Annotated in this window: 24 protein-coding genes and 1 pseudogene; 6 read left to right on the forward strand and 19 right to left on the reverse strand. The window is 66.0% G+C overall.

What is annotated here, in order from left to right:
• Positions 1–298: 298 nt before the first annotated feature.
• From AC1DZT_RS02815 to AC1DZT_RS02855, 9 genes are all read right to left on the reverse strand, one after another.
• Complete coding sequence (locus AC1DZT_RS02815; protein WP_478005083.1) at positions 299–898, reverse strand: superoxide dismutase; 600 nt, start codon at positions 896–898, stop codon at positions 299–301.
• Between the two features lie 209 nt (positions 899–1,107).
• Positions 1,108–1,539 carry a hypothetical protein gene (locus AC1DZT_RS02820; RefSeq protein WP_478005084.1) on the reverse strand — a complete coding sequence of 144 codons (432 nt, stop codon included), beginning with the start codon at positions 1,537–1,539 and terminating at the stop codon, positions 1,108–1,110.
• A 71-nt stretch (positions 1,540–1,610) separates the two neighbouring features.
• Positions 1,611–2,045: a hypothetical protein gene (locus tag AC1DZT_RS02825; RefSeq protein WP_478005085.1), complete on the reverse strand. Its 435-nt coding sequence runs from the start codon at positions 2,043–2,045 to the stop codon at positions 1,611–1,613.
• Positions 2,046–2,257: 212 nt separating this feature from the next.
• The gene (locus tag AC1DZT_RS02830) at positions 2,258–2,806 is read right to left on the reverse strand and encodes a sarcosine oxidase subunit gamma (protein WP_478005086.1); all 549 of its coding nucleotides are present in this window, start codon (positions 2,804–2,806) and stop codon (positions 2,258–2,260) included.
• Positions 2,799–5,795, reverse strand: a complete 2,997-nt coding sequence (locus AC1DZT_RS02835; RefSeq protein ID WP_478005087.1) for a sarcosine oxidase subunit alpha family protein — start codon at positions 5,793–5,795, stop codon at positions 2,799–2,801. Before AC1DZT_RS02835 ends, AC1DZT_RS02830 begins: the two co-directional genes overlap by 8 nt.
• A 1-nt stretch (position 5,796) precedes the next feature.
• Positions 5,797–6,117: a sarcosine oxidase subunit delta gene (locus AC1DZT_RS02840; RefSeq protein WP_478005088.1), complete on the reverse strand. Its 321-nt coding sequence runs from the start codon at positions 6,115–6,117 to the stop codon at positions 5,797–5,799.
• Between the two features lie 134 nt (positions 6,118–6,251).
• Positions 6,252–6,545 (reverse strand): hypothetical protein, encoded by a 294-nt coding sequence (locus AC1DZT_RS02845; RefSeq protein WP_478005089.1) that lies wholly within the window; start codon positions 6,543–6,545, stop codon positions 6,252–6,254.
• A 94-nt stretch (positions 6,546–6,639) separates the two neighbouring features.
• A complete protein-coding gene (locus tag AC1DZT_RS02850; RefSeq protein ID WP_478005090.1) occupies positions 6,640–7,173 on the reverse strand; it encodes a hypothetical protein in 534 nt (177 codons plus the stop codon).
• A 61-nt stretch (positions 7,174–7,234) separates the two neighbouring features.
• Entirely contained in the window at positions 7,235–8,482 is a 1,248-nt protein-coding gene (locus AC1DZT_RS02855) for a sarcosine oxidase subunit beta family protein (protein ID WP_478005091.1), read from the reverse strand.
• A gap of 239 nt (positions 8,483–8,721) precedes the next feature.
• Here AC1DZT_RS02855 and ccmI point away from each other — a divergent pair, with 239 nt between their 5' ends.
• From ccmI to AC1DZT_RS02870, 3 genes are read left to right on the forward strand one after another with little or no spacing between them, the layout of a single operon-like run.
• Positions 8,722–9,948, forward strand: a complete 1,227-nt coding sequence (gene ccmI / locus AC1DZT_RS02860) for a c-type cytochrome biogenesis protein CcmI (RefSeq protein WP_478005092.1) — start codon at positions 8,722–8,724, stop codon at positions 9,946–9,948.
• A complete protein-coding gene (ruvX, locus tag AC1DZT_RS02865) occupies positions 9,945–10,436 on the forward strand; it encodes a Holliday junction resolvase RuvX (RefSeq protein ID WP_478005093.1) in 492 nt (163 codons plus the stop codon). Before ccmI ends, ruvX begins: the two co-directional genes overlap by 4 nt.
• A gap of 1 nt (position 10,437) precedes the next feature.
• A complete protein-coding gene (locus tag AC1DZT_RS02870; RefSeq protein WP_478005094.1) occupies positions 10,438–10,668 on the forward strand; it encodes a DUF1289 domain-containing protein in 231 nt (76 codons plus the stop codon).
• A gap of 200 nt (positions 10,669–10,868) precedes the next feature.
• Here the strand turns inward: AC1DZT_RS02870 and AC1DZT_RS02875 are convergent, their stop codons facing one another.
• Positions 10,869–11,150, reverse strand: coding sequence for a hypothetical protein (locus AC1DZT_RS02875; RefSeq protein WP_478005095.1), 282 nt, complete (start codon positions 11,148–11,150; stop codon positions 10,869–10,871).
• Positions 11,150–13,936 carry a [protein-PII] uridylyltransferase family protein gene (locus AC1DZT_RS02880; RefSeq protein WP_478005096.1) on the reverse strand — a complete coding sequence of 929 codons (2,787 nt, stop codon included), beginning with the start codon at positions 13,934–13,936 and terminating at the stop codon, positions 11,150–11,152. Before AC1DZT_RS02880 ends, AC1DZT_RS02875 begins: the two co-directional genes overlap by 1 nt.
• A gap of 175 nt (positions 13,937–14,111) precedes the next feature.
• On the opposite strand from AC1DZT_RS02880, the gene AC1DZT_RS02885 reads away from it, so the two are divergent.
• On the forward strand, positions 14,112–14,579 hold the full coding sequence (locus AC1DZT_RS02885; protein ID WP_478005097.1) for a YbaK/EbsC family protein: 468 nt from the start codon (positions 14,112–14,114) through the stop codon (positions 14,577–14,579).
• Positions 14,580–14,736: 157 nt separating this feature from the next.
• Positions 14,737–15,594 carry a 16S rRNA (adenine(1518)-N(6)/adenine(1519)-N(6))-dimethyltransferase RsmA gene (rsmA, locus tag AC1DZT_RS02890; RefSeq protein WP_478005098.1) on the forward strand — a complete coding sequence of 286 codons (858 nt, stop codon included), beginning with the start codon at positions 14,737–14,739 and terminating at the stop codon, positions 15,592–15,594.
• 1,091 nt (positions 15,595–16,685) lie between these two features.
• Here rsmA and AC1DZT_RS02895 read toward each other — a convergent pair.
• The 5 genes and pseudogenes from AC1DZT_RS02895 to speB form a co-directional block, all read right to left on the reverse strand.
• Positions 16,686–16,941, reverse strand: a pseudogene (locus AC1DZT_RS02895) (DUF4167 domain-containing protein); the annotation flags it as partial.
• A gap of 229 nt (positions 16,942–17,170) precedes the next feature.
• Positions 17,171–18,025: a peptide chain release factor N(5)-glutamine methyltransferase gene (gene prmC, locus AC1DZT_RS02900; RefSeq protein ID WP_478005099.1), complete on the reverse strand. Its 855-nt coding sequence runs from the start codon at positions 18,023–18,025 to the stop codon at positions 17,171–17,173.
• The gene (gene prfA / locus AC1DZT_RS02905) at positions 18,022–19,074 is read right to left on the reverse strand and encodes a peptide chain release factor 1 (protein WP_478005100.1); all 1,053 of its coding nucleotides are present in this window, start codon (positions 19,072–19,074) and stop codon (positions 18,022–18,024) included. Before prfA ends, prmC begins: the two co-directional genes overlap by 4 nt.
• A gap of 154 nt (positions 19,075–19,228) precedes the next feature.
• A complete protein-coding gene (locus AC1DZT_RS02910; RefSeq protein WP_478005101.1) occupies positions 19,229–19,684 on the reverse strand; it encodes a DUF1499 domain-containing protein in 456 nt (151 codons plus the stop codon).
• A gap of 5 nt (positions 19,685–19,689) precedes the next feature.
• On the reverse strand, positions 19,690–20,655 hold the full coding sequence (gene speB, locus AC1DZT_RS02915; protein ID WP_478005102.1) for an agmatinase: 966 nt from the start codon (positions 20,653–20,655) through the stop codon (positions 19,690–19,692).
• Between the two features lie 539 nt (positions 20,656–21,194).
• On the opposite strand from speB, the gene AC1DZT_RS02920 reads away from it, so the two are divergent.
• Entirely contained in the window at positions 21,195–22,001 is an 807-nt protein-coding gene (locus tag AC1DZT_RS02920) for a hypothetical protein (RefSeq protein ID WP_478005103.1), read from the forward strand.
• A gap of 90 nt (positions 22,002–22,091) precedes the next feature.
• Here the strand turns inward: AC1DZT_RS02920 and AC1DZT_RS02925 are convergent, their stop codons facing one another.
• The 3 genes from AC1DZT_RS02925 to phoU all read right to left on the reverse strand — a co-directional run bounded on the left by AC1DZT_RS02925 (position 22,092) and on the right by phoU (position 25,179).
• Positions 22,092–23,504, reverse strand: a complete 1,413-nt coding sequence (locus tag AC1DZT_RS02925; protein WP_478005104.1) for an aminotransferase — start codon at positions 23,502–23,504, stop codon at positions 22,092–22,094.
• A 284-nt stretch (positions 23,505–23,788) separates the two neighbouring features.
• The gene (phoB, locus tag AC1DZT_RS02930; RefSeq protein WP_478005105.1) at positions 23,789–24,472 is read right to left on the reverse strand and encodes a phosphate regulon transcriptional regulator PhoB; all 684 of its coding nucleotides are present in this window, start codon (positions 24,470–24,472) and stop codon (positions 23,789–23,791) included.
• The gene (phoU, locus tag AC1DZT_RS02935; RefSeq protein WP_478005106.1) at positions 24,472–25,179 is read right to left on the reverse strand and encodes a phosphate signaling complex protein PhoU; all 708 of its coding nucleotides are present in this window, start codon (positions 25,177–25,179) and stop codon (positions 24,472–24,474) included. Before phoU ends, phoB begins: the two co-directional genes overlap by 1 nt.
• Position 25,180 lies beyond the last annotated feature (1 nt).

Raw genomic sequence — 25,180 nt, forward strand, 5'->3', positions numbered from 1 at the left:
CGAGCCAATCCTTCGAAACGTCGACACCGATGAAATCCTGTGGCAAAGTCATGGAGGCCTGTCCTTGATCTGCGGGGTCGTCTGTTGGCGCAGCGCCCCAGGCAACTGTTCAGGTTTGAACGCGTAAAAGCAGACGAGCCCCAAGCTACCGAACGGGCTCACGCACCCAAGGATGGAACGGGGTCTCGTCTGCAACCTCCATTATCGCAGATCGCGAAGAGACAAGGATGGGCAATCTGCCCATCTTCCATGAAAAAGGCCCGCCGGGGGGGCGGGCCTTCGGGCGATGGCAATAAGCTCAGAGCTTGGCCGCAACCGCTTCCCAGTTGACCAGCTTGTCGAGGAAGTTGGTCAGATAGGCCGGGCGCTTGTTGCGGAAGTCGATGTAGTAGGAATGCTCCCACACGTCGCAGCCCAGAAGGGCGGTCTGACCAAAGCAGAGCGGGTTCACGCCGTTCTCGGTCTTGGTGATCTTCAGCGCGCCCGAGGCGTCCTTGACCAGCCAAGCCCAGCCCGAGCCGAACTGGCCGGCGCCGGCGGCGGCGAAGTCTTCCTTGAACTTGGCGACCGAGCCGAACGCCTCGACCAGGGCCTTTTCCAGCTCGCTCGGCATGGTCTTGCCCGTGGTGCCCATCACTTCCCAGAACAAGTTGTGGTTCCAGTGCTGCGAGGCGTTGTTGAAGATGCCGTTCTGGGCGACCGCACCGGCGGCATAGGTGCCCTTGACGATCTCTTCCAGCGATTTCGATTCCCATTCGGTGCCGGCAATCAGCTTGTTGCCATTGTCGACATAGGCCTTGTGGTGCAGGTCGTGGTGGAATTCCAGCGTCTCTTTCGACATGCCGAGCGATGCCAGGGCATCATGGGCATAGGGAAGTTCGGGAAGGGTGAAAGCCATCAGAGTCTCTCCAATTCTTGAGTTCGCTGCGGTCAATAAGTGCCCAAGCGGCGGCAAGGTCAAGGCCGCATGACCCTTGCGGCGCAAATTCGCGCGGGTGGCCGCAGGCATGACCCAGGCCCCATCCGTGCCCCGGCCTTCTGCCACAGGACCGCGTCAGCCCTGTGACAGCACCGCGCTTTCCTTGCGGTGAGGGCCCGGGCTCAGCCCTACTTGGCCCGGATGGCGCAGCTGCCGTCGCGGTGTTCGCGGTTCTCGAAAGCGCCCGCGATGCTCTTTTCGACGATCTTCATCTCTGCCTTCAACAGCGTCGCGTGAAAGGACACCGGGACCCGGCTGGTGGTGAACTGCACGTTCTCCACCACCCACTGGATCTCCAGCCGATTGGCATTGTCCTGCACGACCCGCGCCTTGATGGGGTCCTTGTAGACGGATTTCACCACGCCATCGAAAACCCAGATGTCGTTGGTCGCCAGATCGCGCAGAAGGAACAGCTTGTCGCCGATCAGATTGGCGTCACCGTTGACGAAGTTGCATTCCAGAATCTGCACCTTCGCCACAGGCGCCGTCTTGGCGCCTGCCCCTCCCGCCAAAAGCGCCAGCGCCAGAGGCAGGGCTTGCAGCAGCGTTCCAATTTTCATCCGACCATTCCTTCAACTCGTGACCAAGATCTGGCGCGATCCGGACCGTTCCGGTCGGCGCCCAAGCGCTGTTATTTCGTGGAGGGGACACAGGGGCCGCTGCGGCTTTCCTTGTTGTCGTAGCCGCTGACGACCGCCTTTTCGAGCACCTTCATCTCGGGCTTCAACAGGATCGCGTGGAAGCTGACCGGCACCGCGCCGCCGTTCTGGCCGGGGGCGTTCTTGATCAGCCAGTCCAGCTCCAGCCGGCCGGAGGTGTCCTTGACGACCGTGGCCTTGATCGGCTTCTTGAAGAGGTAATCGATGACGCCGTCATAGACCTGGATCTCGTTGGTCTTCACATCGCGCAGGATGTAGAGCTTGTCGGTGATCCAGTTCACCCGGCCGCCGACGAAAGTGCATTCCAGCACCTGCATGCCGGAGGCGACGATGGTCTTGGCCTGAACAGCCCCCACCGTCAGCGCCAGAGAAACGGCCAGAACGGTCGGCAAAAAGGGAAATCTCATCCGAAAATATCCTTGATCGGAAACACGGTTACGGGTTCAACACGGGGCTTTCGCCCCATTTCGGTCACGCTAGCGACCGGCTGAAGACCTTGCAACATCAGGTTGAACAAACCTGTCAGAAAAAAGCGTTTCGATGGAAAGTGAGGCTGAAACAAGAAAAAGCGGCCCCCGGGGGGACCGCTTTGCAAGACATCCGTCAGGGTGTGACGGGCTCAGACCAGTTCAGAACCCGGCTGGGACGCGTTCTGCAACAGGCCCATCACATAGCTTGCGACCGAGCGGAAGCAGACGAGGGTGAAGCCGCCCTCCTCGGCCCAGAAGGCCGCCGCAACCTGCGCCGCGCGCGAGCGGCGCAGCTCGCCCGGTTGCAGGCGGTCCATGTCGACCGGGCTCAGCTTGCGCAGGACCTGGTCTGCCTTGGCGCCTTCGATGCGGAAGACCGCCCGCGCGTCCGAGACATTGACCGCCAGGTGATGCTGACCGGCCAGGCTTGCCGCAAGGCTCGCCAGGGCCGCATCGACCTCGCCATAGGGCAGGACGATCAGATATTCGTCCGGCCCCATCCAGCCGGCATGACGCCCGCCCTGCACCACGATGCGGCGTTGGGCGGGAAGGCTTAGGCCAAGCGCCGTAAAGGCCTCGGCCAGACCGGGGACATCGGACTTGGCCCGCAGGGTGATCATGCCGAGCGGGCCGATCTCCCTGATCCGGGCAAAGCCGTCAAAACGGGCGCCCGACAGCGCCGAAACCGGATCAGCCATTCTGCTTCATCCCTTCCTTGTCATAGAACACCGGGTCGACCACACGCGCCTTGATCGTCCCGCCCGAGATCTTGGTGAATTCGACCTCCTGACCCAGACGGTCCATGCCGCCCTTGATCAGCCCCATCGCGATGCCCTTCTTCAGCGTCGGCGAATAATAGGTCGAGGTGACGCGGCCCTGCGTCGCGCCATGGCCATGGGCATTCACCCCCGGCGCCACGATATAGGCGCCGTCCGGGATGACCGAGCCATCCGGCGTCTCGAACCCGGCGAGTTTCCAGCGGTCGGGCGAGGAGAGATAGCTGCGCTCCTGCCCGCGCTTGCCGATGTAATCGGCCTTCTTCTTGGAAATCGCCCAGCCGAGGTTCAGATCCTGCGGCACCACGGTGCCATCGGTTTCATCCCCGATCATGATAAAGCCCTTCTCGGCCCGCATGATGTGCATGGCCTCGGTGCCGTAGGGCATCACGCCGAACTCGGCCCCGGCCGTGATGAGCTTCTGCCACAGCTGCAACCCGTAGCCCGCCGGCACCGCGATCTCGAACGAAAGTTCGCCCGAGAAGCTGATCCGGTGCACCCGCGCCGGGATGCCGCTGAGTTCGCCCTCGACAAAGGTCATGAAGGGCAAACTCGCCGCCGAGACATCCATGCCGCCGAGTTTTTCCAAAAGCAGCCGAGCCTTCGGGCCGGCCACGGCGATCTGGGCATATTGCTCGGTCACATTGGCGGTATAGACCTGCCAATCCCACCATTCGCATTGCAGCCAGTCTTCCATATGGGCGTGGATGCGCTCGGCCCCGCCGGTGGTGGTGTGGCAAAGCCAGGAATCCTCGGTCAGGCGCACGACCACGCCGTCATCGCTGAGAAAGCCGTTCTCGTTGCACATCAACCCGTAGCGGCATTTGCCGACGCCGAGGTTCGACATGACATTGGTGTAAAGCATGTCGAGGAAACGCCCCGCATCCGGCCCCTTGACCACGATCTTGCCGAGGGTCGAGGCGTCGAGAAGCCCGACATTCTCGCGGGTGTTCAGGATCTCGCGCTCGACCGATTGCGCGTGGTTCTCGCCGCCACGGGTGTAGCAATAGGCCCGGCGCCAGAGGCCGACCGGCTCGAAATAAGCGCCATTCGCGCCGTGCCAGGACTGGATCGGCGTCGCGCGCAGCGGTTGGAAGATCTCGCCCCGCGCCTCGCCCGCCAGCGCGCCGAGGGTCACCGGCGTATAGGGCGGGCGGAAGGTCGTGGTGCCGACATTGGGGATCTCGGAATTGAGCGCCCCGGCAAGCACGGCCAGACCGTTGATATTGCTGAGCTTGCCCTGATCCGTCGCCATGCCGAGCGTGGTGTAGCGCTTGGTATGTTCGACCGACTCGTAACCTTCGCGGGCGGCGAGCTGCACGTCCGAGACCTTCACGTCGTTCTGATAATCGAGCCACATCTTGGACTTGAGCTTGACCCCCGCGCCCTGCGGCATGACCCAGACCGGCTCCAGCGCAGCCTCTTCGCGGGGTTCCGCACTGGCGGCGGTGATCGGGGCGACCCCCGCAGCCGCGGCCCCTGCCCTCGCGGCATCGGCCAAGGCGTCAGCCGCCTTCAGCGCGCCATTGGCGGCACCGGCGGGATAGACCATCGCCAGACCGTCATGGCTGGTCGGCGGGCGGGTCGCATCGGGGCGGAACATCGCATTGGCGGCATCCCAGTTCAGCTTGCCGCCGCAATGGCTCCAAAGGTGGACGACCGGCGACCAGCCGCCCGACATGGCGACCGCATCGCAGGAGATATCCTCCAAGGGCGCACCCTCGCCCGCCTGCATGCAGAGCGAGACACCGGTGACGCGTTTGCCACCCTTGACCTTGGCGATGGCCTTGCCGGTCTCGACCCGGATGCCAAGAGCGCGGGCTTTGGTGGGCAGCGGGCCATTGGCTTGGGCGCGGGCATCCACGATGCAGGGCACGGCGAGCCCGGCCTCTTTCAGCGCGATGGCGGTGCGGTAGGCGTCGTCGTTGTTGGTCACAACCACGGTGCGATCGCCGGGCGAGACGGCATAGTTCACCACATAATCGCGCACGGCAGAGGCGAGCATCACGCCGGGCACATCATTGCCGGCGAAGGAGAGCGGGCGCTCCAGCGCACCGGTCGCGGCCACGATCCTCGTGGCCCGGATGCGCCACAGGCGTTTCTTCGGGCGGCCATCGCCGGGGGTATGGTCGGCGATACGCTCTTCGGCCAGCACATAGCCGTGGTCATAGACGCCCGAGGCCATGCAGCGGTTGCGCAGGGTCACGTTCGGCATGGCTTCCAGCTTGGCGACGGTCTGGGCGACCCAAAGAGAGGCCTCCATCCCGTCGATCACATCGCCATCGACCGGGGCGCGGCCGCCCCAGAAGGGGGTCTGCTCCATCAGGATGACCCGCGCGCCTTCGGCCGCGGCAGCCAGCGCCGCCTGCAGGCCGGCGATGCCACCACCGGCCACCAGCACGTCGCAGAAGGCATAGGCCTGTTCGTAACGGTCGGCGTCCATCTCGGTCGGGGCCTTGCCGAGGCCGGCGGACTGGCGGATCACCGGCTCGAAGACATGTTTCCAGGCAAAACGCGGGTGGATGAAGGTCTTGTAATAGAAGCCACCCGGCAGGAAGCGCGCCAGCGAGTTATTGACCACGCCGACGTCAAATTCCAGGCTCGGCCAGTGGTTCTGGCTTTGCGCCTCGAGGCCTGCAAAGGTCTCGGTCGTGGTGACGCGCTGGTTCGGCTCCAGCCGCGAGCCGCGGCCGAGGTTGACCAGACCGTTCGGCTCTTCCGCACCCGAGGCGACCAGACCGCGCGGGCGGTGGTATTTGAAGCTGCGGCCGACCAGGATCTGGTCATTGGCCAGAAGCGAGGCGGCGAGCGTGTCGCCCTTGAAGCCGCGCAGACGCTTGCCGTTGAAGGTGAACTCCACCGCGGCGGCGCGGTCGATCAGACGACCGCCTTTGGACAGACGCGTGCTCATCTCAGAACCCCTTCCACTCGGGGCGCTTGGCCCTGATCTTGTCTTGCAGATCGGCCGGCGGGGCCGAGGATTGTGCGGGATAGGTGCCGAAGACCTCCAGCGTGGCGGTGTCGCGGGCGGCCAGGAACCACTTGCCGCAGCCATAGGCATGGCGCCAGCGTTCGAAATGCACGCCCTTGGGGTTCTTGCGGGCGAACATATAGGCCTCGAACTCTTCATCGGTGGAGCCGGGGCCGAAGCGTTTGAGATGCGCCTCGTAGCCGGGGCTCAGTTCGGTCTCTTCGGCCATGACGCCGCAATAGGGACATTCAAGCGTCAGCATAGCTGGTCTCCACGCAGAAAAGCGGCGAGCGCGGAAAGGCGCTCGCCGTAAAGGACAGAGGGACGTTTGGGGCAAACGGGACGTGTGCCTTCAGGCCGCCGCAGAAGCCTGCGGCAGCACCGAAGACGGAAAGGTCACGGCGCGGCAGGCGCCGGAGCGGCCGGAGCCGGAGCCGGGGCAGCGGGTGCCGGGGCGGCAGCATCGGGAGCCGGTGCTGCGGGAGCGGTGGTTGCAGGCGCCGAGGCCGCCGGGGCTTCGATCGTGACGGACGTGTTGGTGCTGCCGCCGTCGACATGCTTGGGGCTGCCGCCATACATGAAGTAGCCGATGATGGCCACAGCGACGACAACGCCACCCAGGATGAAGGCCATGGCAGAGATCCCGCCAGCTTCCTTCTTGGTTTCGATGGTACGGATTTGATCAGCCATGATGTAAGCTCCAGATAAGGTATTTCTGCCTCATCAACGCCGTACATCGCCAAAGGGTTCCCGACCCTTGCACAATTCTTGTTCAGAGCGCGCATCAGCATGGCACCCTGCCGCATTTCAACAGCTCCACCGGGATATCCCCGAAGGCCCAGATCAGCGTGCCGATGAACAGCCAATAGGCCTGCGCCCGCAAGGCCAGGTCGTGCGCCTTCTGATGCGCCTGCTTGGCCTCCTGATAGGTGATATTGCGCGCCTCGGCCAATTTGTTGAACGAATGCACGATCTTGGCCTGCTCCAGCGCCCGGCGCCGCGCGATGGATTGCGCGCGGGTCTTGACCGGATCGGCCATGTCTTCCAGCGCCGGATCGACCTTCTCGCGTTTCAGCACGGCCGGCGTCGCCTGCTTGCGGATCAGCCACCAGTCGTCCGTCGTGCGCGGGTCGAAGAAATACACATAGGCGGCCACCCCGGCCACGATCGCCCCGGCGCGGGGCAACCAGAGACCGGTCAGAAACTTGTCCATGACCGCGCCGATCAGCAGGATCACACAGAACCACAGATGATAGAACCCGGCCGTCCGCCCTTCCAGAAAGCGGCTGAGCGCGGTCCTGTGGCGCTTGTGGATCACGGGCGTTGCCTCGCGAAAGAGGGCCGCCCCCGTTGAAGGTCATGGCTGAGGCTTCCATGGCTCAATGCGCGACCCCGGCTGCGACGCTTTCGTCGATGAAGCGGCCTTCCTTGAAGCGCCAGAGGTCGAACTCGGCGGCAAGGCTGCCCGGCTCGCCCTTGGCCATAAGTTCGGCCATGGCCCAGCCCGAACCCGGGATGGCCTTGAAGCCGCCGGTGCCCCAGCCGCAGTTGATGAAGCAATTGCCGAGCGGGGTTTTCGAGATGATCGGCGAGCGGTCGCCGGTCATGTCGACGATACCGCCCCATTGCCGCAGCATCTTGAGCCGCGAGATCATCGGGAAGGTCTCGATCAGGGCGCGCAGCGTCTCTTCGACATGGTGGAAAGAGCCGCGCTGGGTGAAGTTGTTGAAGCCGTCGGTGCCGCCGCCGATCACCAGCTCGCCCTTGTCGGACTGGCTGAGATAGCCGTGTACCGTGTTGGCCATCACGACCACGTCGATGCAGGGCTTGATCGGCTCGGAGACCAGCGCCTGCAGCGCCACCGCCTCGACCGGCAGACGGAAGCCCGCCATCTCGGCCACCTGTCCGGAATGGCCGGCCACGACGATGCCCAGTTTCTTGGTGCCGATGAAGCCCTTGGTGGTTTCCACCCCGGTCACCTGGCCGGCCTCGGAGCGCACGCCCTTGACCTCGCAGTTCTGGATGATGTGCATGCCCATGGCCGAGCAGGCCCGCGCATAGCCCCAGGCCACCGCATCATGCCGCGCCGTACCGCCGCGCGCTTGGTATTGCGCGCCCAGAACCGGATAGCGCGGCCCGTCGATGTTGATGATCGGCACCAGCTCCTTGACCTTGGCGGGCGAGATCCACGAGGTCTCGACCCCCTGCAGCGAATTGGCATGGACCGTGCGCAGATAACCGCGCATCTCGTGATGGGTCTGCGCCAGCATCAGCAGGCCGCGCGGGCTGAACATCACGTTGTAGTTCAGCTCCTGGCTCAGATTCTCGTAGAGGCTGCGCGCCTTCTCGAAGATCGCGGCGGAAGGGTCCTGCAGGTAGTTCGACCGGATGATCGTGGTGTTGCGGCCAGTGTTGCCACCGCCGAGCCAGCCCTTCTCGATCACCGCGACGTTGGTGATGCCGAAGTTCTTGCCGAGGTAATAGGCCGTGGCGAGGCCATGGCCCCCGGCGCCGATGATGATGACATCATAGCTGGCCTTGGGCGCGGGCGAGGCCCAGGCCCTTTCCCACCCCATATGGTAGGACAGCGCCTCACGCGCCAAGGCAAATACGGAATAGCGTTTCATGAGGGGCCCCTTCACTCGCAAAGGCGATGCGTCTTTAAATGGCAGGCAAGGCCGGTATAGCCACAGCCACCAGCGGCACAATGGGGAAAATTGCGACAAAAGCGGGGACAAAGCGCAAGCCGCCGCGAAATGGCGCGGATTCGCCGGTTCACAGTGTCGCGGGGGGCGGGAAGACGGGGCATTTGCGCTTTTGCTGGGCAGCCGAAGTCGCTAATCAAGCCGCAACATGAGGAGCGGTGATGGTCGGATTCTGGATCTCTGCGACGGCGATGGTGTTGATGGTGGCGGTGGTGCTGGTGCAAGCCCTGCGGCAGGCCAAGGCGCGGACGGGAGAGGTGGCGGGGGCCGAAGATCTCGTCCTCTACCGCGACCAGCTGAACGAGGTCGAGCGCGACCTTGCCCGCGGCGTCATCCCGCCCGAAGAGGCCGACCGTCTGCGCATCGAGGTGCAGCGCCGGATGCTGGAAGCCGACCGCGCGGCGCGTCCTGCTCTTGGGGCGGCGCGCACGGTCAACCTGCGGCTCGCCGCGGCGGTCGTGGTTCTGGCCCTGGCCGGGTCGGGGGTTCTTTACTATTTCCTCGGCGTGCCGGGCTATCCCGACCTGCCCATCGCCGAAAGGCTGGCCGCGGCCGAGACCGAATACAAGAACCGCCCGCATCAGGACGCGCTCGAAGCCAAGGCGCCGCCCTTCGCCGCCCCGCCCGGTGCCGACCCCGAGGCGCTGGCGCTGATCGACAAGCTGCGCAAGCTGATGGAAAGCCGGCCCGACGATCTGACCGGCCAGGCGCTTCTGGCGGAAAATGAAACCAAGCTGGGCAATTACGCCGCCGCCCGCAAGGCGCAGGAGGCGGTGATCCGCCTCAAGGGCGCCAGCGCCACTGCCGAGGACTACGGCACCCTGGCTGAGCTGATGATCTATGCCGGCGGTGGCATCATCTCGCCCGAGGCCGAGACGGCCCTGGCCGAGACCCTGCGGCGCGACCCGAAGAACGGCTCGGCCCGCTTCTATCTGGGCCTGATGGCGGCCCAGGTCGGACGGCCCGACCGCACCTTCGCGATGTGGAAACCGCTCTTGGACGAAGGCCCCGAGGATGCGCCTTGGATCGCGCCGATCCGCGCCCGCATCCAGGATGTCGCCGACGCGGCCGGCATCGCCTATGAGGCCGCCGACATGGCGGTAGTCACCAAGGGCCCGAGTGCCGCCGACATGGCCAATGCGGCGCAGATGAGCCCCGAGGACCGCCAGAAGATGATCGAAGGCATGGTCGGCGGGCTGGAATCCCGCCTGATGGCCGAGGGCGGGCCGGTGGAGGACTGGACCAAGCTGATCAATGCGCTCGGGGTGCTGGGCGCCAAGGACCGCGCCAAGGCGGCCTTTGCCAAGGCGGAAGTGGCCTTTGCCGGCAAGCCGGGCGAGCTTTCCGCCCTCCATGCCGCCGCCGTCCAGGCCGGGGTGGCGGAATGATCCATCCCGACATCCTCGACTTCGCGACGGTCCTGCCGCCCAACCGGGCGATCTGCGGGCTGGATCTGGGCGACAAGACGATCGGCGTGGCGATCTCGGACCTCAGGCGGCTGGTGGCGACCCCGGTCACGGTGATCCGCCGGGTGAAGTTCACGCTGGATGCCGCGGCGCTCCTGAAGCTGCTGGCGGAACGCCAGGTCCAGGGCATCGTGCTGGGCCTGCCCCTGAACATGGACGGCTCTTCCGGCCCGCGGGTGCAGACCACCCAGGCCTTTGCCCGCAATCTGGTGAAGCTGACCGACCTGCCCATCACCTATTGGGACGAGCGCCTGTCCACCGTGGCGGCCGAAAGAGCGCTGATCGAGGCGGATACGTCGCGAAAGCGTCGCGCCGAGGTCATTGATCAGGTGGCCGCCGGGTATATCTTGCAGGGAGCGCTGGATCGGCTGGACGCCCTGGCCCGCTCCGCGCCGCAAAAGGACGGCTGAGATGAACGACGAGATCTGGACCCGCAGCGAGGTGCAATCGCCCTGCATCAAGATCTGCGTGATCCATCCCGAAGAGCGGCTCTGCGTCGGCTGCTTCCGCTCGATGGAGGAAATCGCCCGCTGGTCCGCGATGACCGCGGCAGAGCGCCAGACGGTCCTCTCCGACCTGCCCGCCCGCGCCCCGCGCCTGAGCAAGCGCCGCGGCGGCAGGCTGGGACGGCTGGACCGCTAGACCGGCCCGGACGCGGGGCCCGATTTTTCGGCGAAAAATCGTATGCTCCGCCCGCTGCAGGCGCTTGCCGCCTCTGGGCAAGCGCCGGGGAAGAAACAGTGCGACCGGACGACGTGTGCCTGATTTTTCGCAGAAAAATCGTCCCGCCCGAGTCCGATTTTTCTGCGAAAAATCGGCGCCCGGTCCTGACACCTTCCAGATCACCCCTGCTGACGCCCCAACCGACCGCCGCGGCGTTGCGGGGATTGCGGGGGGGCCAGGCCAGCCTTCAGGGTTGCGGTCATCGGATGCTCCGGCGCCTCTGCCCCATATTGCGCCAGAAGCACCGCGATCGCGGCCGCGGTATCGGCCCCGACCGGCAGGCTCAGGGCCCAGTCCAGAAAGATCGAGCGGCATTCCCCCGGCGTGATCCCCTCGATCCGGTAGCTTTCGCGCACCAGACCCTTGGGGTCGGCGGCCTCTCTCTCAGTCCCTTGGTCCATCAGCCTTCTCCTCCCGTTGTGGCAGGCGCGATGATCGCCTCTGCCGCCTCTGCCGCCCTGTCCAGCGCCGCCGTCAGCCCTGCCGCGTCTTCCGCCCCGGTCTCGCGCAGAAGGAACGCTTGCGCGCCCTCGCCCAGGGTCTCGGGGTCGAGCGCGCGGTCCGACAAGAGCCTTGCCCCCGCCTGCATGCGCCAGAAAAGCCTCATCGCATCCAGCAGCACCGTCTCGTCCGTTTGCGACAGCTTGCCAGCCGAACGCCCCGCGGCGAGGTGGCGTTCCACGCTGCGCGCCGGAGATCCGGCCTGAAGCGCCAGCATCTGGGCGAAAAGCTCGATATCCATCAGCCGGCCCGGACCGTTGCGCGCCTCCCAGGCGCCCTGGGCAGGCTTGGCCTCGGCCAGGCGCGCCCGCATCTCGGCCACATCGGCGCGGACCTTCGTGCCCTTGCCCTTGCGCGCCAGAAGATCGCGGCGGAAGGATTCGGCATCGGCGCCGAGTTCTGCTGTCCCGGCCAGCACCCGGGCCCGGGTCAGGGCGAGATGCTCCCAGGTCCAGGCCTCGCCCTCCTGATAGGTGCGGAAGGCGTCGAGGGAGGTGGCGACCGGCCCCTGCCGCCCCGAGGGACGCAGCCGCATGTCGACCTCGTAAAGCCGACCCTCGGCGGTCTGCGTGGTCAGCGCGGTGACGAGGCTTTGCGTCAGCCGCGCGAAATAGGGCCTTGTTGCGAGCGGCCGCGGCCCGACCGAGGTTTCCTCGCCCAGGGGGTCATAGATCACGATCAGGTCAAGGTCCGATCCGGCATTGAGACGCGCCGCGCCGAGCGAGCCCATGCCCAGCACCACCGCCCCGCGTCCGGGCGGCGGGCCATGGCGGCGGGCAAATTCCGCCAGCACCACCGGCCAGAGCCCGGCAATCACCGCCTCGGCGAGGTCGGCATAGCTCTTGGCCGCCTCGAAAGCGTCGATCAGCCCGCGCAGATGGTGGACGCCGACCCGGAAATGCCATTCCTTCAGCCAGACCCGCGCCAGACCGAGCGCCTTTTCGTAATCGCCCGCCGCGGCCAGCCTGCGGCTCAGATCCTCCAGAAGTCCGGTCTTGCCCGGCCAGGGCGCAAAGAAGGACCCGCCGATCACCGCATCCAGCACGGCGGCATTGCGCGACAGGTAGCGGGCCAGCGCCGGGGCGGTGGCGGCGATGTCGATGATCAGGTCGACCAGCGGCGGATTGGCCTCGAAAAGCGAGAATATCTGCACGCCCGAGGGCAGGCCCGCCAGAAACCCGTCTAGCGCCACCAGAGCCTCCTGCGGATGCGCCGCCCGCATCAGCTGGCGCAGCAGCGTCGGGCGCAGGCGGGCAAAGATCGCCTGGGCGCGGTCCGAGCGCAGGGCGGGGTAATGCGGCCAGCGTTCGACGATGCCGCGCGCCTGGGGCGACAATTCGGGCAGCGGCGCCGCATCGGCCCCGGACGGCGCAAAGAAGCCCTCGGTCAGGTGATCGACCTCGATCAGCCGGTCGAGGAAGCTTTGCCGGAAGCTCGCCTCGTCCTGGCCGCAGAAGGCGGCGATGCGGGCGATGGCATCGGCCTGGGTTGGCATCGTCTGGGTCTGTTCGTCCAGCACCATCTGCAGGCGATGCTCGATCTCACGCAGGGCGCGGTAGGCGCGGGAGAGGTCCTCGGCCACCGCCTGCGGCAGCCAGCCCTTGGCGGCCAGCGCCTGCAGCCCCGCCTCGGTGCCGCGCGCCCTGAGGTCGGGGTCGCGGCCCCCGGCGATCAGCTGGCGGGTCTGGGTGAAGAACTCGATCTCGCGGATGCCGCCAAGGCCCAGCTTCACATTATGCCCCTCGACCACCAGCGGGCCGTTCAGCCCGCGATGCTCGCGGATGCGCAGCCGCATGTCATGGGCATCCTGGATCGCCGCGAAATCGAGGTGCTTGCGCCAGACGAAGGGGATGAGGCCGCGCAGGAACCGCTCGCCCGCCGCGATGTCGCCGGCACAGGGCCGCGCCTTGATATAGGCGGCGCGCTCCCAGGTGCGGCCCTCGGCCTCGTAATAGGCATGGGCGGCGGCCATCGAGATGCAGACCGGCGTCACCGAAGCATCGGGGCGCAGGCGCAGATCGGTGCGGAAGACATAGCCCTCGGGGGTCAGGTCCGACAGAAGCGCCGTCATCTTGCGGGTGACGCGGATGAAGGCGGCGCGCGCCTCCTGTTCCTGGCCGGGATAGCGGGTCTCGTCGAAAAGGCAGATGAGGTCGATGTCCGAGGAATAGTTGAGCTCGAAGGCCCCCATCTTGCCCATGGCGAGGACGACCATCCCCGCCCCATCGGCGGGCGCGCCGTCCGAGGCCGGAAGCTTGCCGCGGCGGATCTCTTCACCCACCAGGGTCGCGACGGAGGTCTGCACCGCCCGGTCGGCCAGGGCGGTCAGGGCCGCGGTGACCTCGGTCAGGTCCCACAACCCGCCGAGGTCGGCCAGGGCGATCAGCAGCGCCGCCCGCCGCTTGGCCTGGCGCAGCAGGCCGCCGATCGTGTCGGGGGTCACGGTGTCGAGGGCGCCCAGCACCTCTGCCAGCGCAGCCTCAGGCCCGGCGATCAGGGCCGCGCGCAGCCAGGCCGCCTCGCGCCGGATCAGGTCGCGCAGAAAGGGCGCGCAGGAGGCGCTGGCGCCAAGGAGGCCCGCAAGACCGGGGGGAAGATCGGCAAAGGCCGCCGCCATTTCCGCGGCGACAGCGGCATCATGCGGCAGGGGCGCGCGGGTGAGGCGGGAGGCGAAACCGTGGTCCATCCGCCAGTCATGCCCCCTGCGCCCGGGCGGGTCAACCGCCCGCCAAGGCCCGAAGACGGGCAAAACGGCAGAGGCGGGCTTGCCCTTGCCCCTTGCTCCTTGCCAAATACTCCCGCCGGAGGCCCCGGCCCGGCCAAGCCGCCCCCCTTTCAGACCCCGACCCCGCGAGACCCCGATGAGCAAAAGCCTGACCCGCGTGAAAGCCGCCCTCGAACACCTCGGCCTGAGGCCCGCGATCCTGGAGACCCCGGCCTCGACCCGCACGGCGGCCGAGGCGGCTGCCGCCGCGGGGGTGGAACTGGACCAGATCGTGAAATCGATCCTGTTTCAGGGCGATGGCGGGCAGTTGGTTCTGTTCCTGACGGCGGGCGGCAATAAGGTCGATGCGGCCAAGGCCTCGACCCTGGCCGGCATGGCGCTGCAAAGGGCGGAGGCGGCGCAGGTGCGGGCGGTGACGGGCTTTGCAATCGGCGGGGTGTCGCCGCTCGGGCATCTGACGCCCCTGCCCCTGTGGATGGACCCGCGCCTGATGGATTTCGCGGTGATCTGGGCAGCGGCGGGGACGCCCAACCACATCTTCGCACTGGACCCCGCCACATTGCAGCGCGTGACGGGGGCGGTGGTGGCGGATTTCACGGCGTGATTTGGTCCGGCTTCCCGGGGGCGCGCGGCGGCTCCGGCTGGGGGGCTGCGCGCCCCCCAGACCCCGGCGGGATATTTCGGTCTGGATGAAGGGGAAGGGGGTGGCTTGCCTCGGGCCCCGATACGCGCCAATCAGGGGGAAAGGATGAGGTGACGTTTTGGCCACGATTGACGGACTGCCGCCGCTGCGCGAGGTGATCGCCACCCATGATCTGGTGGCCAAGCGGCAACTGGGGCAGAACTTTCTGCTTGACCTGAACCTGACGGCCAAGATTGCCCGGCTGGCGGGCGACATCGCCCATGCCGATGTGCTGGAGGTCGGGCCCGGGCCTGGCGGGCTGACGCGGGGTCTGCTGGTCGAGGGGGCGCGGCGCGTCGTCGCCGTCGAGAAGGACCCGCGCTGCATCGTGGCCCTGAACGAGGTGGCGGCGGCCTATCCCGGGCGGCTGGAGGTGATCGAGGGCGATGCGATGGAAATCGACATGGCCGCCCTCCTGACGCCGCCGGTGCGGATCGCGGCCAACCTGCCCTACAACGTCGGCACCGAGCTTCTGATCCGCTGGCTGACGCCGAAGGTCTGGCCGCCGTTCTGGACCTCGATGACGCTGATGTTCCAGCGCGAGGTGGCGCTCAGGATCACCGCGAGGCCCGGGGATGACCATTACGGGCGGCTGGCCATCCTCTGCCAGTGGCGCGCGGAGGCGAAGATCGTCATGAATCTGCCGCCCGAGGCCTTCACCCCGGCGCCCAAGGTCCATTCCGCCGTCGTCCACCTGACCCGGCTCGAGGCGCCGCGCTTTCCGGCCGATGAGAGGATCCTGAACCGGATCGTCGCGGCGGGCTTCAACCAGCGGCGCAAGATGCTTCGATCAAGTCTGAAGGGCATCGCGCCGCAGATCGAGGCGGTGCTGGAAAGTGTGGGCATTGCGCCGACGGCGCGGGCCGAGGAAATCTCGCTGGAGCGGTTCTGCGCCCTGGCGCGGGCCGTGGCGGCCCGGGAGGGTCAGCCGCTCTGACCGCCGCGCCATCCTTCCATGCAAAAGGGCGCCGTGGGGCGCCCTTTTTTCAAACCCTGATCGCAGTACAGCGGCTTATTCGCTGACCGGCTCGGAGGGGTTTGTCGGCGGCGTTGCAGCCTCGACCGGCTTTTTCGGGGCGCGCGGGCGCGAGGTGGAGCGCGGGGTCGCGGCGGCGGGCGCCTCTGCGGTGGTGGCGGCAGGCGCGCGCGAAGCACTGCTGCGCGAGGTGGTCGAGGTCGTGCGCTTTTTCGCGGCGGGCTTGGCGGCCTCGGGGGCGGTGTCGCCGATCGGCAGCGCGGCTTGCGCCTCCATCGGTGCGGGTTCGGTCACGCCTTGCACCACGGGCGCGGGCTGTGCTGCCGCCTGCGGCTCGGTCGGCTGGGCGTCGACCGGGAAGACCGGAACCGGCTTGAAGGCGACCGGACGGGGCTGTTCAGCGCCACGGTCCTGGGCCGCACGGTCTTGCGGGGCGCGGTCTTGGGCGGCGCGGTCCTGCTGGCTGCGGTCCTGTTGCGGGCGCTCTTGCTGGCTGCGGTCCTGCTGACCGCGCTCCTGCTGAGGGCGGTCCTGCTGGTTGCGGTCCTGCTGCGAGCGGTCCTGGCGGTTCTGGTCGTTGCGGCCCTGCTCGTTGCGGTTCTGGTCGACGCGCGGCGGATAGGGGCGGCGCTGCTCGTTGCTGCGGTTGCCCTCGTTGCTGCGGTTGCCCTCGCCCCGGTTCTGCTGGCCCTCGTTGCGCGGCTGCTGTTGCGGGCGGCGGTTGTCGTCATAGCGCGGACGCTGGTCGTTGCCGCGGTTCTGGTCGTTGCGCTGGTCATTGCCGCGCGGTTCGGACTGCCGCTCGTGCCGCATCGCGGCTTCGGGCGTCTCCACGAGGCCGGCATCGTCATAGCCCAGAACCTCGATCACGTCATGGCCCGAGACATCGGGCTGATCGTCGTTGCGGTCGTCGCGGTAATCCTGGCGATAATCCGAACGGTCACCGCCCTGGGCGCGGTCGCGCGGCTGGCCGTTCTGGCTGTTGCCGTTTTGGCCATTGCCATTCTGGCCGTTGCCGCCCTGGCCATAGCCCTGCTGGCGGCTTTCCTGTTCGACGGCGATTTCGCGGTTCGCCTCGGCGAGGAGCCTCGTGTAATGTTCAGCGTGCTGCAGAAAATTCTCGGCGGCGACGCGGTCATTCGACAGCTGGGCGTCGCGGGCCAGAAACTGGTATTTCTCGATCAACTGGGCCGGCGTGCCACGCACCTTGCCCTCGGGGCCGGAGCTGTCAAACACGCGGTTGATGATGTTGCCGAGCGTGCGCGGGCGGTTCGACTTCGAACGCGAACGGGACTTGGAAGAGCGCATGTTGTCCTTTGATCCGGTTGTCCTGCGCCCCATCGCCTTGGCCTGAGTGACCAGAGGAAAAATCGGCGAGAGGCGGGCATCCGCAGGCTTCGTGGCGGCCAGAATGGCCTTCCGCGTCGGCTTGCGTGATTTCAATAACCACAGGCTCGCCCCCCGGGCAAGGAGATTCTTGCGAAAACCCGTGCAAAATGGTCGCGGGCTGCCGGGAAAGCCGCGCAGGCGCCCGGGCTTAACCGGCGGCGCAATCCGTGTCGGCGCCGGGCTTCTCGGCGCAGACCACGCGGTCGCGGCCGTCCAGATCGGGCAGGATGCGGATGCCGGTCAGCCCCTGCTTGACCAGAAGCGCCGAGACGGCGGCGCCCTGCGTCGGGCCGATTTCCAACAGAATACGCCCACCCGGCATCAGCCGCGCCGGGGCGCCGGCGGCAATGGCGCGGTAGGCGGCCAGACCGTCGCCGCCGGGGGTCAGGGCCTTCTTCGGCTCCCAATCACGGACCTCGGGGGCAAGGCCCGCCAACTCGGCCTCGGCGATATAGGGTGGGTTGGAGACGATGAGGTCATAGCGGTCCGACACGACGCGCAGCCAGTCCGAGGCCTTGAACCTGGCCCGGGTCAGCGCGTGGCGTTCGGCATTTCGGGCGGCAACCCGCAGGGCGGCTTCCGACAGATCCACCCCGAGGCCCGAGGCCATCGGCATTTCCAGAAGGCAGGAGATCAGGATGCAGCCGGAACCCGTGCCGAGGTCGAGCATCTTCAGGAACGGTCGGCGCAGCGCCTCCTGCACCAGCACCTCGGTTTCCGGGCGCGGGTCGAGCGTGTCGCGCGTCACCTCGAAGCTGCGGCCCCAGAAGAGACGCTCGCCGAGGATCTGCGCCATCGGTTGACGCGCAGCGCGGGCGGCGATCAGGGCTGAGAAGCTTTGGGCGGCGGCAGCGGGTAGATCGTCCTGCAGATGCAGGGTCAGCCGGTCGGCGGGCACCGCCATCGCCTTGGCCATCAGAAGCCGGGCGTCGCGGGCGGCATCCTCGATCCCGGCCTCGCGCAGGGTGGCGATGCCGGCGCGCAGGGCCAGGGCGGCGCTCATTCGACTTCGGCCAGACGGGTCGCCTGATCATGCGCCACGAGGGCGTCGATGACCTCGGTCAGGTTGCCCTCCATGATCTGGCCGAGCGAATAGAGCGTCAGGTTGATGCGGTGATCGGTCATGCGGCCCTGCGGGAAATTATAGGTGCGGATGCGCTCGGAGCGGTCACCCGAGCCGACCTGCGCTTTGCGGTCGGCGGAGCGTTCGGAATGGATGCGGTCACGCTCCATCTCATAGAGCCGGGCGCGCAGGACCGCCATGGCCATATCCTTGTTGCGGTGCTGGGATTTCTGCGCCGAGGTGACGATGATCCCGGTGGGCAGGTGGGTGATCCGCACCGCCGAATCCGTGGTGTTGACGTGCTGGCCACCGGCGCCCGAGGCGCGCATCGTGTCGATGCGGATGTCGGAGGCCGGGATGTCGATATCCACCTCCTGCGCCTCGGGCAGGACGGCCACGGTGGCGGCGGAGGTATGGATGCGCCCGCCGGCCTCGGTCGTGGGCACCCGCTGGACGCGGTGGACGCCGGATTCGAACTTCATGCGGGCAAAGACGCCTTCGCCCTGGATATGGGCGGAAAGCTCCTTGAGGCCGCCGAGGTCGGTGAACTGCTCTTCGAGGATCTCGAAGGTCCAGCCCATTTTCTCGCAGTATTTCTGATACATGCGCAGAAGGTCCGCGGCAAAGAGGGCGGCCTCCTCGCCCCCCGTGCCAGGGCGGATCTCCAGGATGGCGGGCCGCGCATCGGCGGAATCCTTCGGCAGAAGCGCCAGGCGCAGCGCCTGTTCCATTTCCGGAATCCGCGCCTTGAGGCGGGGCATCTCTTCTTCGGCCAGGGCCCGCATCTCGGGGTCGGCGAGCATGATCTCGGCCTCGGCCAGATCGTCGAGAGCCTGGCGATAGGCGTTGATCTCGGCGATGACCGGGCCAAGTTCGGAATATTCGCGGGAAAGATCGGCGATCTCGCCCGGGTTGCCACCAGCATTCAGCCGCGCCTCGACATAATCGAAGCGCTGGGTGATCTGGGCGAGTTTGTCCAAGGGAACCATGGGCGGGGTGTGGCGTGAAAGGTGAGTTTGGTCAAGGGTACAGTGGGGAGGAAGCGGGGGGCTTCCGCCCCCCGCACCCCCTGAGGCGGGGGCGGCTCACGCCCCCCCGCCACCCCCAGTGGGATATTTTCGTCTGGATGAAGAGAAAGTGGGGTCAGAAGGCCTTGAGCCAGGTTTTGAGGCGGGCCTCGTTCACGCCCATGTCCTTGTTGCCGTAGCGTTGGCGCGACAGGATGTCGAGCTTGCTGCCCTCGGGCGTCGCGGTGGCCTCGGCGGTGATGTAGTCGGGGAAGCCCATCACGGCGGAGCGGGCGACCCAGGTCATCCGGCCCTCGGCCGGGGTGCCGGCCAGAAGCCGGGTGCGCGGTTGAGCCTCTGCCGTGGCGGCGAGCCGGGCCAGGACCTCTGCCGGGGTGCCGGGCAGAAGGCAGGTGGCGCGGGCGCCTTTGGGGACAAGCGCGATCTTGTCGGCGCAGGGGCCGGGTGTGGCCTCGGCCCCGGTGCCCAGGCCCGTGTTCCAGACCGCGGGGTCATCGGGGGCAAGGCGGATCCAGGCGGCGAGGCCGAGGCCCGCGAGGACGACCAGAAGCAGCAGGGTTTTCAACAGCATGCGGATCACCTTTGCGTCCTAGCCCAATGGAAGAGACAGATCAGCTCGTAAGCGACATGGGCGCCCGCGATCGCGGTGGCGCCCGTCGTGTCATAGGGGGGCGAAACCTCGACCACATCGCCGCCCACCATCCGGATACCGGCAAGGTCGCGCAGCATGGCGGCGGCCTGCCAGCTGGCCAGCCCACCCCAGACCGGCGTGCCGGTGCCGGGCGCAAAGGCGGGGTCGAGCGCGTCGATGTCGAAGGTGACATAGGTGTTCGCCTCGCCCACGATCTCCTTCGCGCGGGCCACGACCCAGTCGGTGCCCTTCTCATGCACCTCGCGCGCGGTGATGACATTGACGCCGAGGTAATCCTCGGTCGTGGTGCGGATGCCGATCTGGACCGAGCGCTTGGGGTCCACCAGCCCCGATTTCACCGCCTTGTAGAACATCGTGCCATGGTCGATGCGGGCATAGTCGTCATCGGGCCAGAGGTCGGAATGGGCGTCGAAATGGATGAGGCTGAGCGGCCCGTATTTCTCGGCATAGGCGCGCAGGATCGGGAAGGTGATGAAATGATCGCCGCCGAGGGTGACGGTCCCTGCCCCGGCATTCAGGATCTTGGCGATATGGTTCGTCAGCGTCTCGGGGAAGTCCTGGGTGCGGGCATAGTCGAAGGCGAGATCACCGTAGTCGATGATGTTGAGGTCTTCCAAAGGGTTGGTCGGCCAGCCGGCGGGCGGGTCATAGGGCATGAGCGAGGAGGCCTCGCGGATCGCCCGCGGCCCGAAACGGGTGCCGGCGCGGTGGGTGACCGCCTGATCGAAGGGCACGCCGGTGACGGCAAGGTCAACGCCGGTCAGATCCTTGGTATAGGTGCGGCGCAGGAAGGAGGTCGCCCCTCCGAAAGCGTTTTCGAAAGCATAGCCGCGCTGGCTGGTGCGGGTGAAGGCGGTATCCACCTGTGACTTGGCGTCTTCAAGGGCCATGGGAATCTCGGGAGTTTGCACACGGGTCATTCACGACCGGAGACGCCGCTGATCCGGTGGGGTGAGGGTAATGGGTGGGGAGGGAATGTCAACGGGGTGATGTGGGGGGGGGTGACCTGCCCTCTTGAAGAGGACACCTTGACCGGAGGGTGCAGGCGAGGCGGCCATCGTTGCACGCCCCACATTGCCGTGGCTGCGGGAGCGAAAGATGCTGCGCAATTCTTTCTCATACACTTTTCCGGTCCGGTACCGACGGGAAATTGCAACAAGTGCCTGGTTCACGGCTCGCCCTTCCCTGTGACCGTCTGGGATCAACCACCGATGCTTGCGCTTGTCAGATAAGTTCAACCCGCACAGCATTCTTGCGCCGGGGAGTGGATTTTGCAAAAGTGATGGCGGGCGTTCACCATTTTCAACCTCTTAAAGAAAACCTCGCGTCATGAGCCGTTTGCTTTAAGCGTGGATGACGGGCAGGATTCTTGCAGGGATTTTTATATTGGGAATGGATTGCGCATAGGGCCGACTGCAAGGAATTAAAAATGATACGGCGAACACTCTTTCTTTTGGCTTTCTTTCTTTGCGCTGCGGAATGCGCGTTTGGCGAAGATGTGAACCAACTTTCCTTTCCTGGAAACAGGTTTTCCCGGGAAAATATCGACATTGATGATTTGCCATTTTGGCCAGGCAAAATCTTGGTTCAGTTTGTCGGGATTGAACAAGATGACGTTCAATTGAGGGCCTTGGCCAGCGTCCTGTCGGCCACCACTGCGGCACGGTCTGACATGAGCATCATCGGATTTCCAGACAATATTTTCAGAAACCCTCTCGGTACCGCAAAAACCGCAAATTTCCTCATTTTTGGATACGACGCCGTTGAGAAGCCGGGCCTGCTGCGTGGCGCCAAAGAGGATGACCTGCAGACTATGGGCCTTTTCGGGACAGGCGGGCCAGTGCGCGCCATCCTTGAGGCCGGACTATACGAACAATCCGATGGATGCCTTTCAAGATGGCAGGCTTCGCAAAAGAACGAGATAGAGGGATATGTGTTAGGCGTCTCCAAGGATTTGCCCGTGCAGGAAAAGATCGACTGCATCAGGTCACAGATCCCGACGGCATTTGGAGTTTCTCCAGCGACATCCTATTACACTTTTACCGCAAAATCCCCAGAGGGGATTGAAAAATCCACAGTTTTCTTCGACGCCAGCGAGATAGCCCTGGAGCTTTCGGTGGCGGCGGTTTGCAGGGAGGATTTGAAATTTGCATCCATCGCCTGCCCGCCAGAGGTGATAAGTTCGATCTATAAGCACCATGCAGAGTTGGTGAAACAATTTGGGGAAGTGAAATAGGGGCAGTCGACAAGGGTCGCATTGGCAGCATCGACTAAACTTGCTGCACGCGAAACCATTGTCGTAGGATGGGCAATCTGCCCATCTTCCCTACCCCAGCCGATACCCTTCCCGCACCAGATCATCAGTCACCCGCCGGATCGCGGTCTCCAAGGTCTCGGCGATGAAATCGATCTGGCTTTCGGTGATCACCAGAGGCGGCGACATCACGTTCAGATGGCCGATGGGCCTCACCAGCAGCCCGAGGCTCTCGCAGAGGTTGGAGATGCGTTTGCTCTCGTTGGCGGCATCGGGCAGCAACTCCTTGGTCGCCTGGTTGGCGACGCTTTCGACGCAGAGCATCAGTTTGCGGCCCCGCACGTCGCCGACCAAGGGCAGATGAGCAAGCCCGGCCATCCGGGTCTCGAAATAGCTGCCGACCTTGGCGGCATGGGACAGCAGGTCCTCCCGCTCGATGATCTCGATGTTCTTCAGCGCCGCGGCGCAGGAGACCGGGTGGCCGGAATAGGTGAAGCCGGTGGTGAACCAGCGGCTGCCGCCCTCGGCCATCACATTCCAGATCCGGTCCGAGAAGATCAGCGCGCCGAGGGGTACGTAGCCCGAGGTCAGGCCTTTGGCCGAGGTGATCATGTCGGGCTGGACGCCGAACTCCGACAGGCTCGCGAACCAGTGGCCGATGCGGCCGAAGGCGGTCACCACCTCGTCGGCGATGAAGAGGATGTCGTGGCGCTGGCAGACCTGCCACATGCGGAACAGGTAATCGGCCGGCGGAATGATGATGCCGCCCGAGGCCTGGATCGGTTCGGCGATGAAGCCGCCGATGCGGTCGGCGCCGACCCGGGCGATCAGGGCTTCGAACTCGTCCACCAGGCTGTCGCAGAATTGGGCCTCGGTCATGCCTTCGGGGCGGCGGTAGGGGTTCGGGCAGGACAGGTGATGGATGCCCTCGGTCTTGTAGCGGAACTCCTCCACCCTGTCGCCGTTACGCTTGCCCACCGATTGGGTGAGGTAGGTCGAGCCGTGGTAGGAGTTCTCCCGCGCGACGATGTCGGTCTTCTGCGGGAAGCCGCGGGCGTGGTGGTAATAGCTGACCATGCGCACGGCGGTATCGACGGCGGTGGAGCCGCCGGTGGTGAAATGCACACGGTTGAGGTCGCCCGGCGCCAGCTCGGCCAGTTTGGCGGCGAGGCGGGCGGCGGGGTCGTTGGTCACATCGACGAAGTAGTTGGCGAAGGCGAGGTTCTGCGCCTGGGCGCCGATCGCCTCGGCCATTTCCTTGCGGCCAAGCCCGATGTTGGTGCACCACATGCCGCCCACGGCATCGAGATATTCCCGCCCCTCGGCATCCCAGAGGGTACAGCCCTGCCCTTTCGTGATGACCAGAGCACCCTCCTTCTCGAAGGGGCCGAAGTTGGTCCAGGGGTGGAGCGCGTGGCGACGGTCCATCTCCCAGGCATTGGCGTTGGACAGGGGGTGCGGGGCGGCTGCGATGGGGGCGTTCATTTTGAATCTCCATTCAATAGAACGAAAACTAGCAGAAGCGCCGGGAAAAGCCAGCGCACTTTGATCAAATTAATTCAGGATATGTTAGGTGAGGTTACAGATCGCGCTGAAACCACAGATGCTGTGGCGGAGGGCGATGATCGCCGCAAGCCGCCCCGGCCCTGTGCCCGGGGCGGGCCTGAGCCTCCGGCGGGAGTATTTGGGCAAAGCGCAAATGGGGGGTGCGGGGGGATGTCCGCGCCCTTTGGCCGGTAGGATGGGCAATCTGCCCATCTTGCCAGCTGTCAGCCGAGCGCGTAGCCGGCGCCGCGGACGGTGCGCAGGGGGTCTTCGCCGCCGAAGGCGCAGAGGGCTTTCCGCAGGCGGCCGACGTGGACGTCGACGGTGCGGCTGTCGACATAGATGTCCCTGCCCCAGACCCGGTCGAGCAGTTGTTCGCGCGAGAAGACGCGGCCGGGTTTTTCGAGGAAGGTCGCCAGCAGACGGAACTCGGTGGGCCCGAGCTTCAGCGTCTGGCCGGAGCGGATCACCCGGTGAGTCTCGGCATCGAGGCTGATGTCGGACCATTCCAGCACCATGCCGAGGGTCGAGGGCCGCACCCGGCGCAGTTGGGCGCGCAGGCGGGCCATCAGTTCGACGATGGAATAGGGTTTGATCACATAATCATCGGCCCCGGTTTCCAGACCGCGGACCTTGTCGACCTCTTCGGACCGGGCCGAGAGCATGATGATCGGGATCGCCCGGGTCTCGGGGCGCATCTTCAGCCGGCGGCAGACCTCCAGACCCGAGACATGCGGCATCATCCAGTCGAGCAGGATCAGGTCCGGCGGGCTTTCCGAGACCAGCATCAGCGCCTCTTCGCCATTGGTGGCGCGTTGGACGTCGAAGCCCTCGGCCTCGAGGTTATAGGCCAGGACTTCGCGCTGTGCGGGCTCGTCCTCGACCAGAAGGACGGTGGGTTGCGCCATCAGTTGTCACCCGAGATGACGGATTCGGTCTTCGGACGCGGCTCCAGCGGCAGGGCGCCGGTGGCGAGGTAGATCACCTGCTCGGCAATCGTGGTGGCATGGTCGCCGACGCGTTCGATGTTCTTGGCGATGAAATGCAGGTGCATGCAGGCGGTGATGTTGCGCGGGTCTTCCATCATATGGGTCAGGAATTCGCGGAAGAGGGCCGTGTACATCTGGTCCACGTCCTTGTCCTGCTGGCGCACCGCCTCGGCGAGGCCGACATCGCGGGCGATGAAGGCGTCGAGCGCATCCTTCAGCAGAAGCCCGACCTGACGCGCCATCCGGCGGATCGAACCGGCGGCGCCTTCGATCGAATGCATGTTGGCCAGCACGATCGAGCGTTTCGCCAGGTTCTTGGCATAGTCGCCGCAGCGTTCCAGGGAGGCTGCAATCTTCATCACCGTCAGCACAGTGCGCAGATCCGAGGCCGCGGGCGCGCGGATCGCGATCAGGCGGACGCATTCGGCATTGACCTGGTCTTCCAGCGCGTCGATCGCGCTGTCGCCCTGGCGGACGCGTTCGGCCAGGGCCTCGTCGCGGGTCTCCAGCGCCAGGGCCGCGTCCGAGATGGCGGCCTCGACCAGGCCGCCCATTTTCAGGACAAGGGCCTGCACCCCTTCAAGATCCCGGTCGAAGGCCGAGGCGATGTGGCGGTCGTTGTTCATG

This window comes from Rhodobacter sp. P1_C2, from assembly GCF_056406375.1.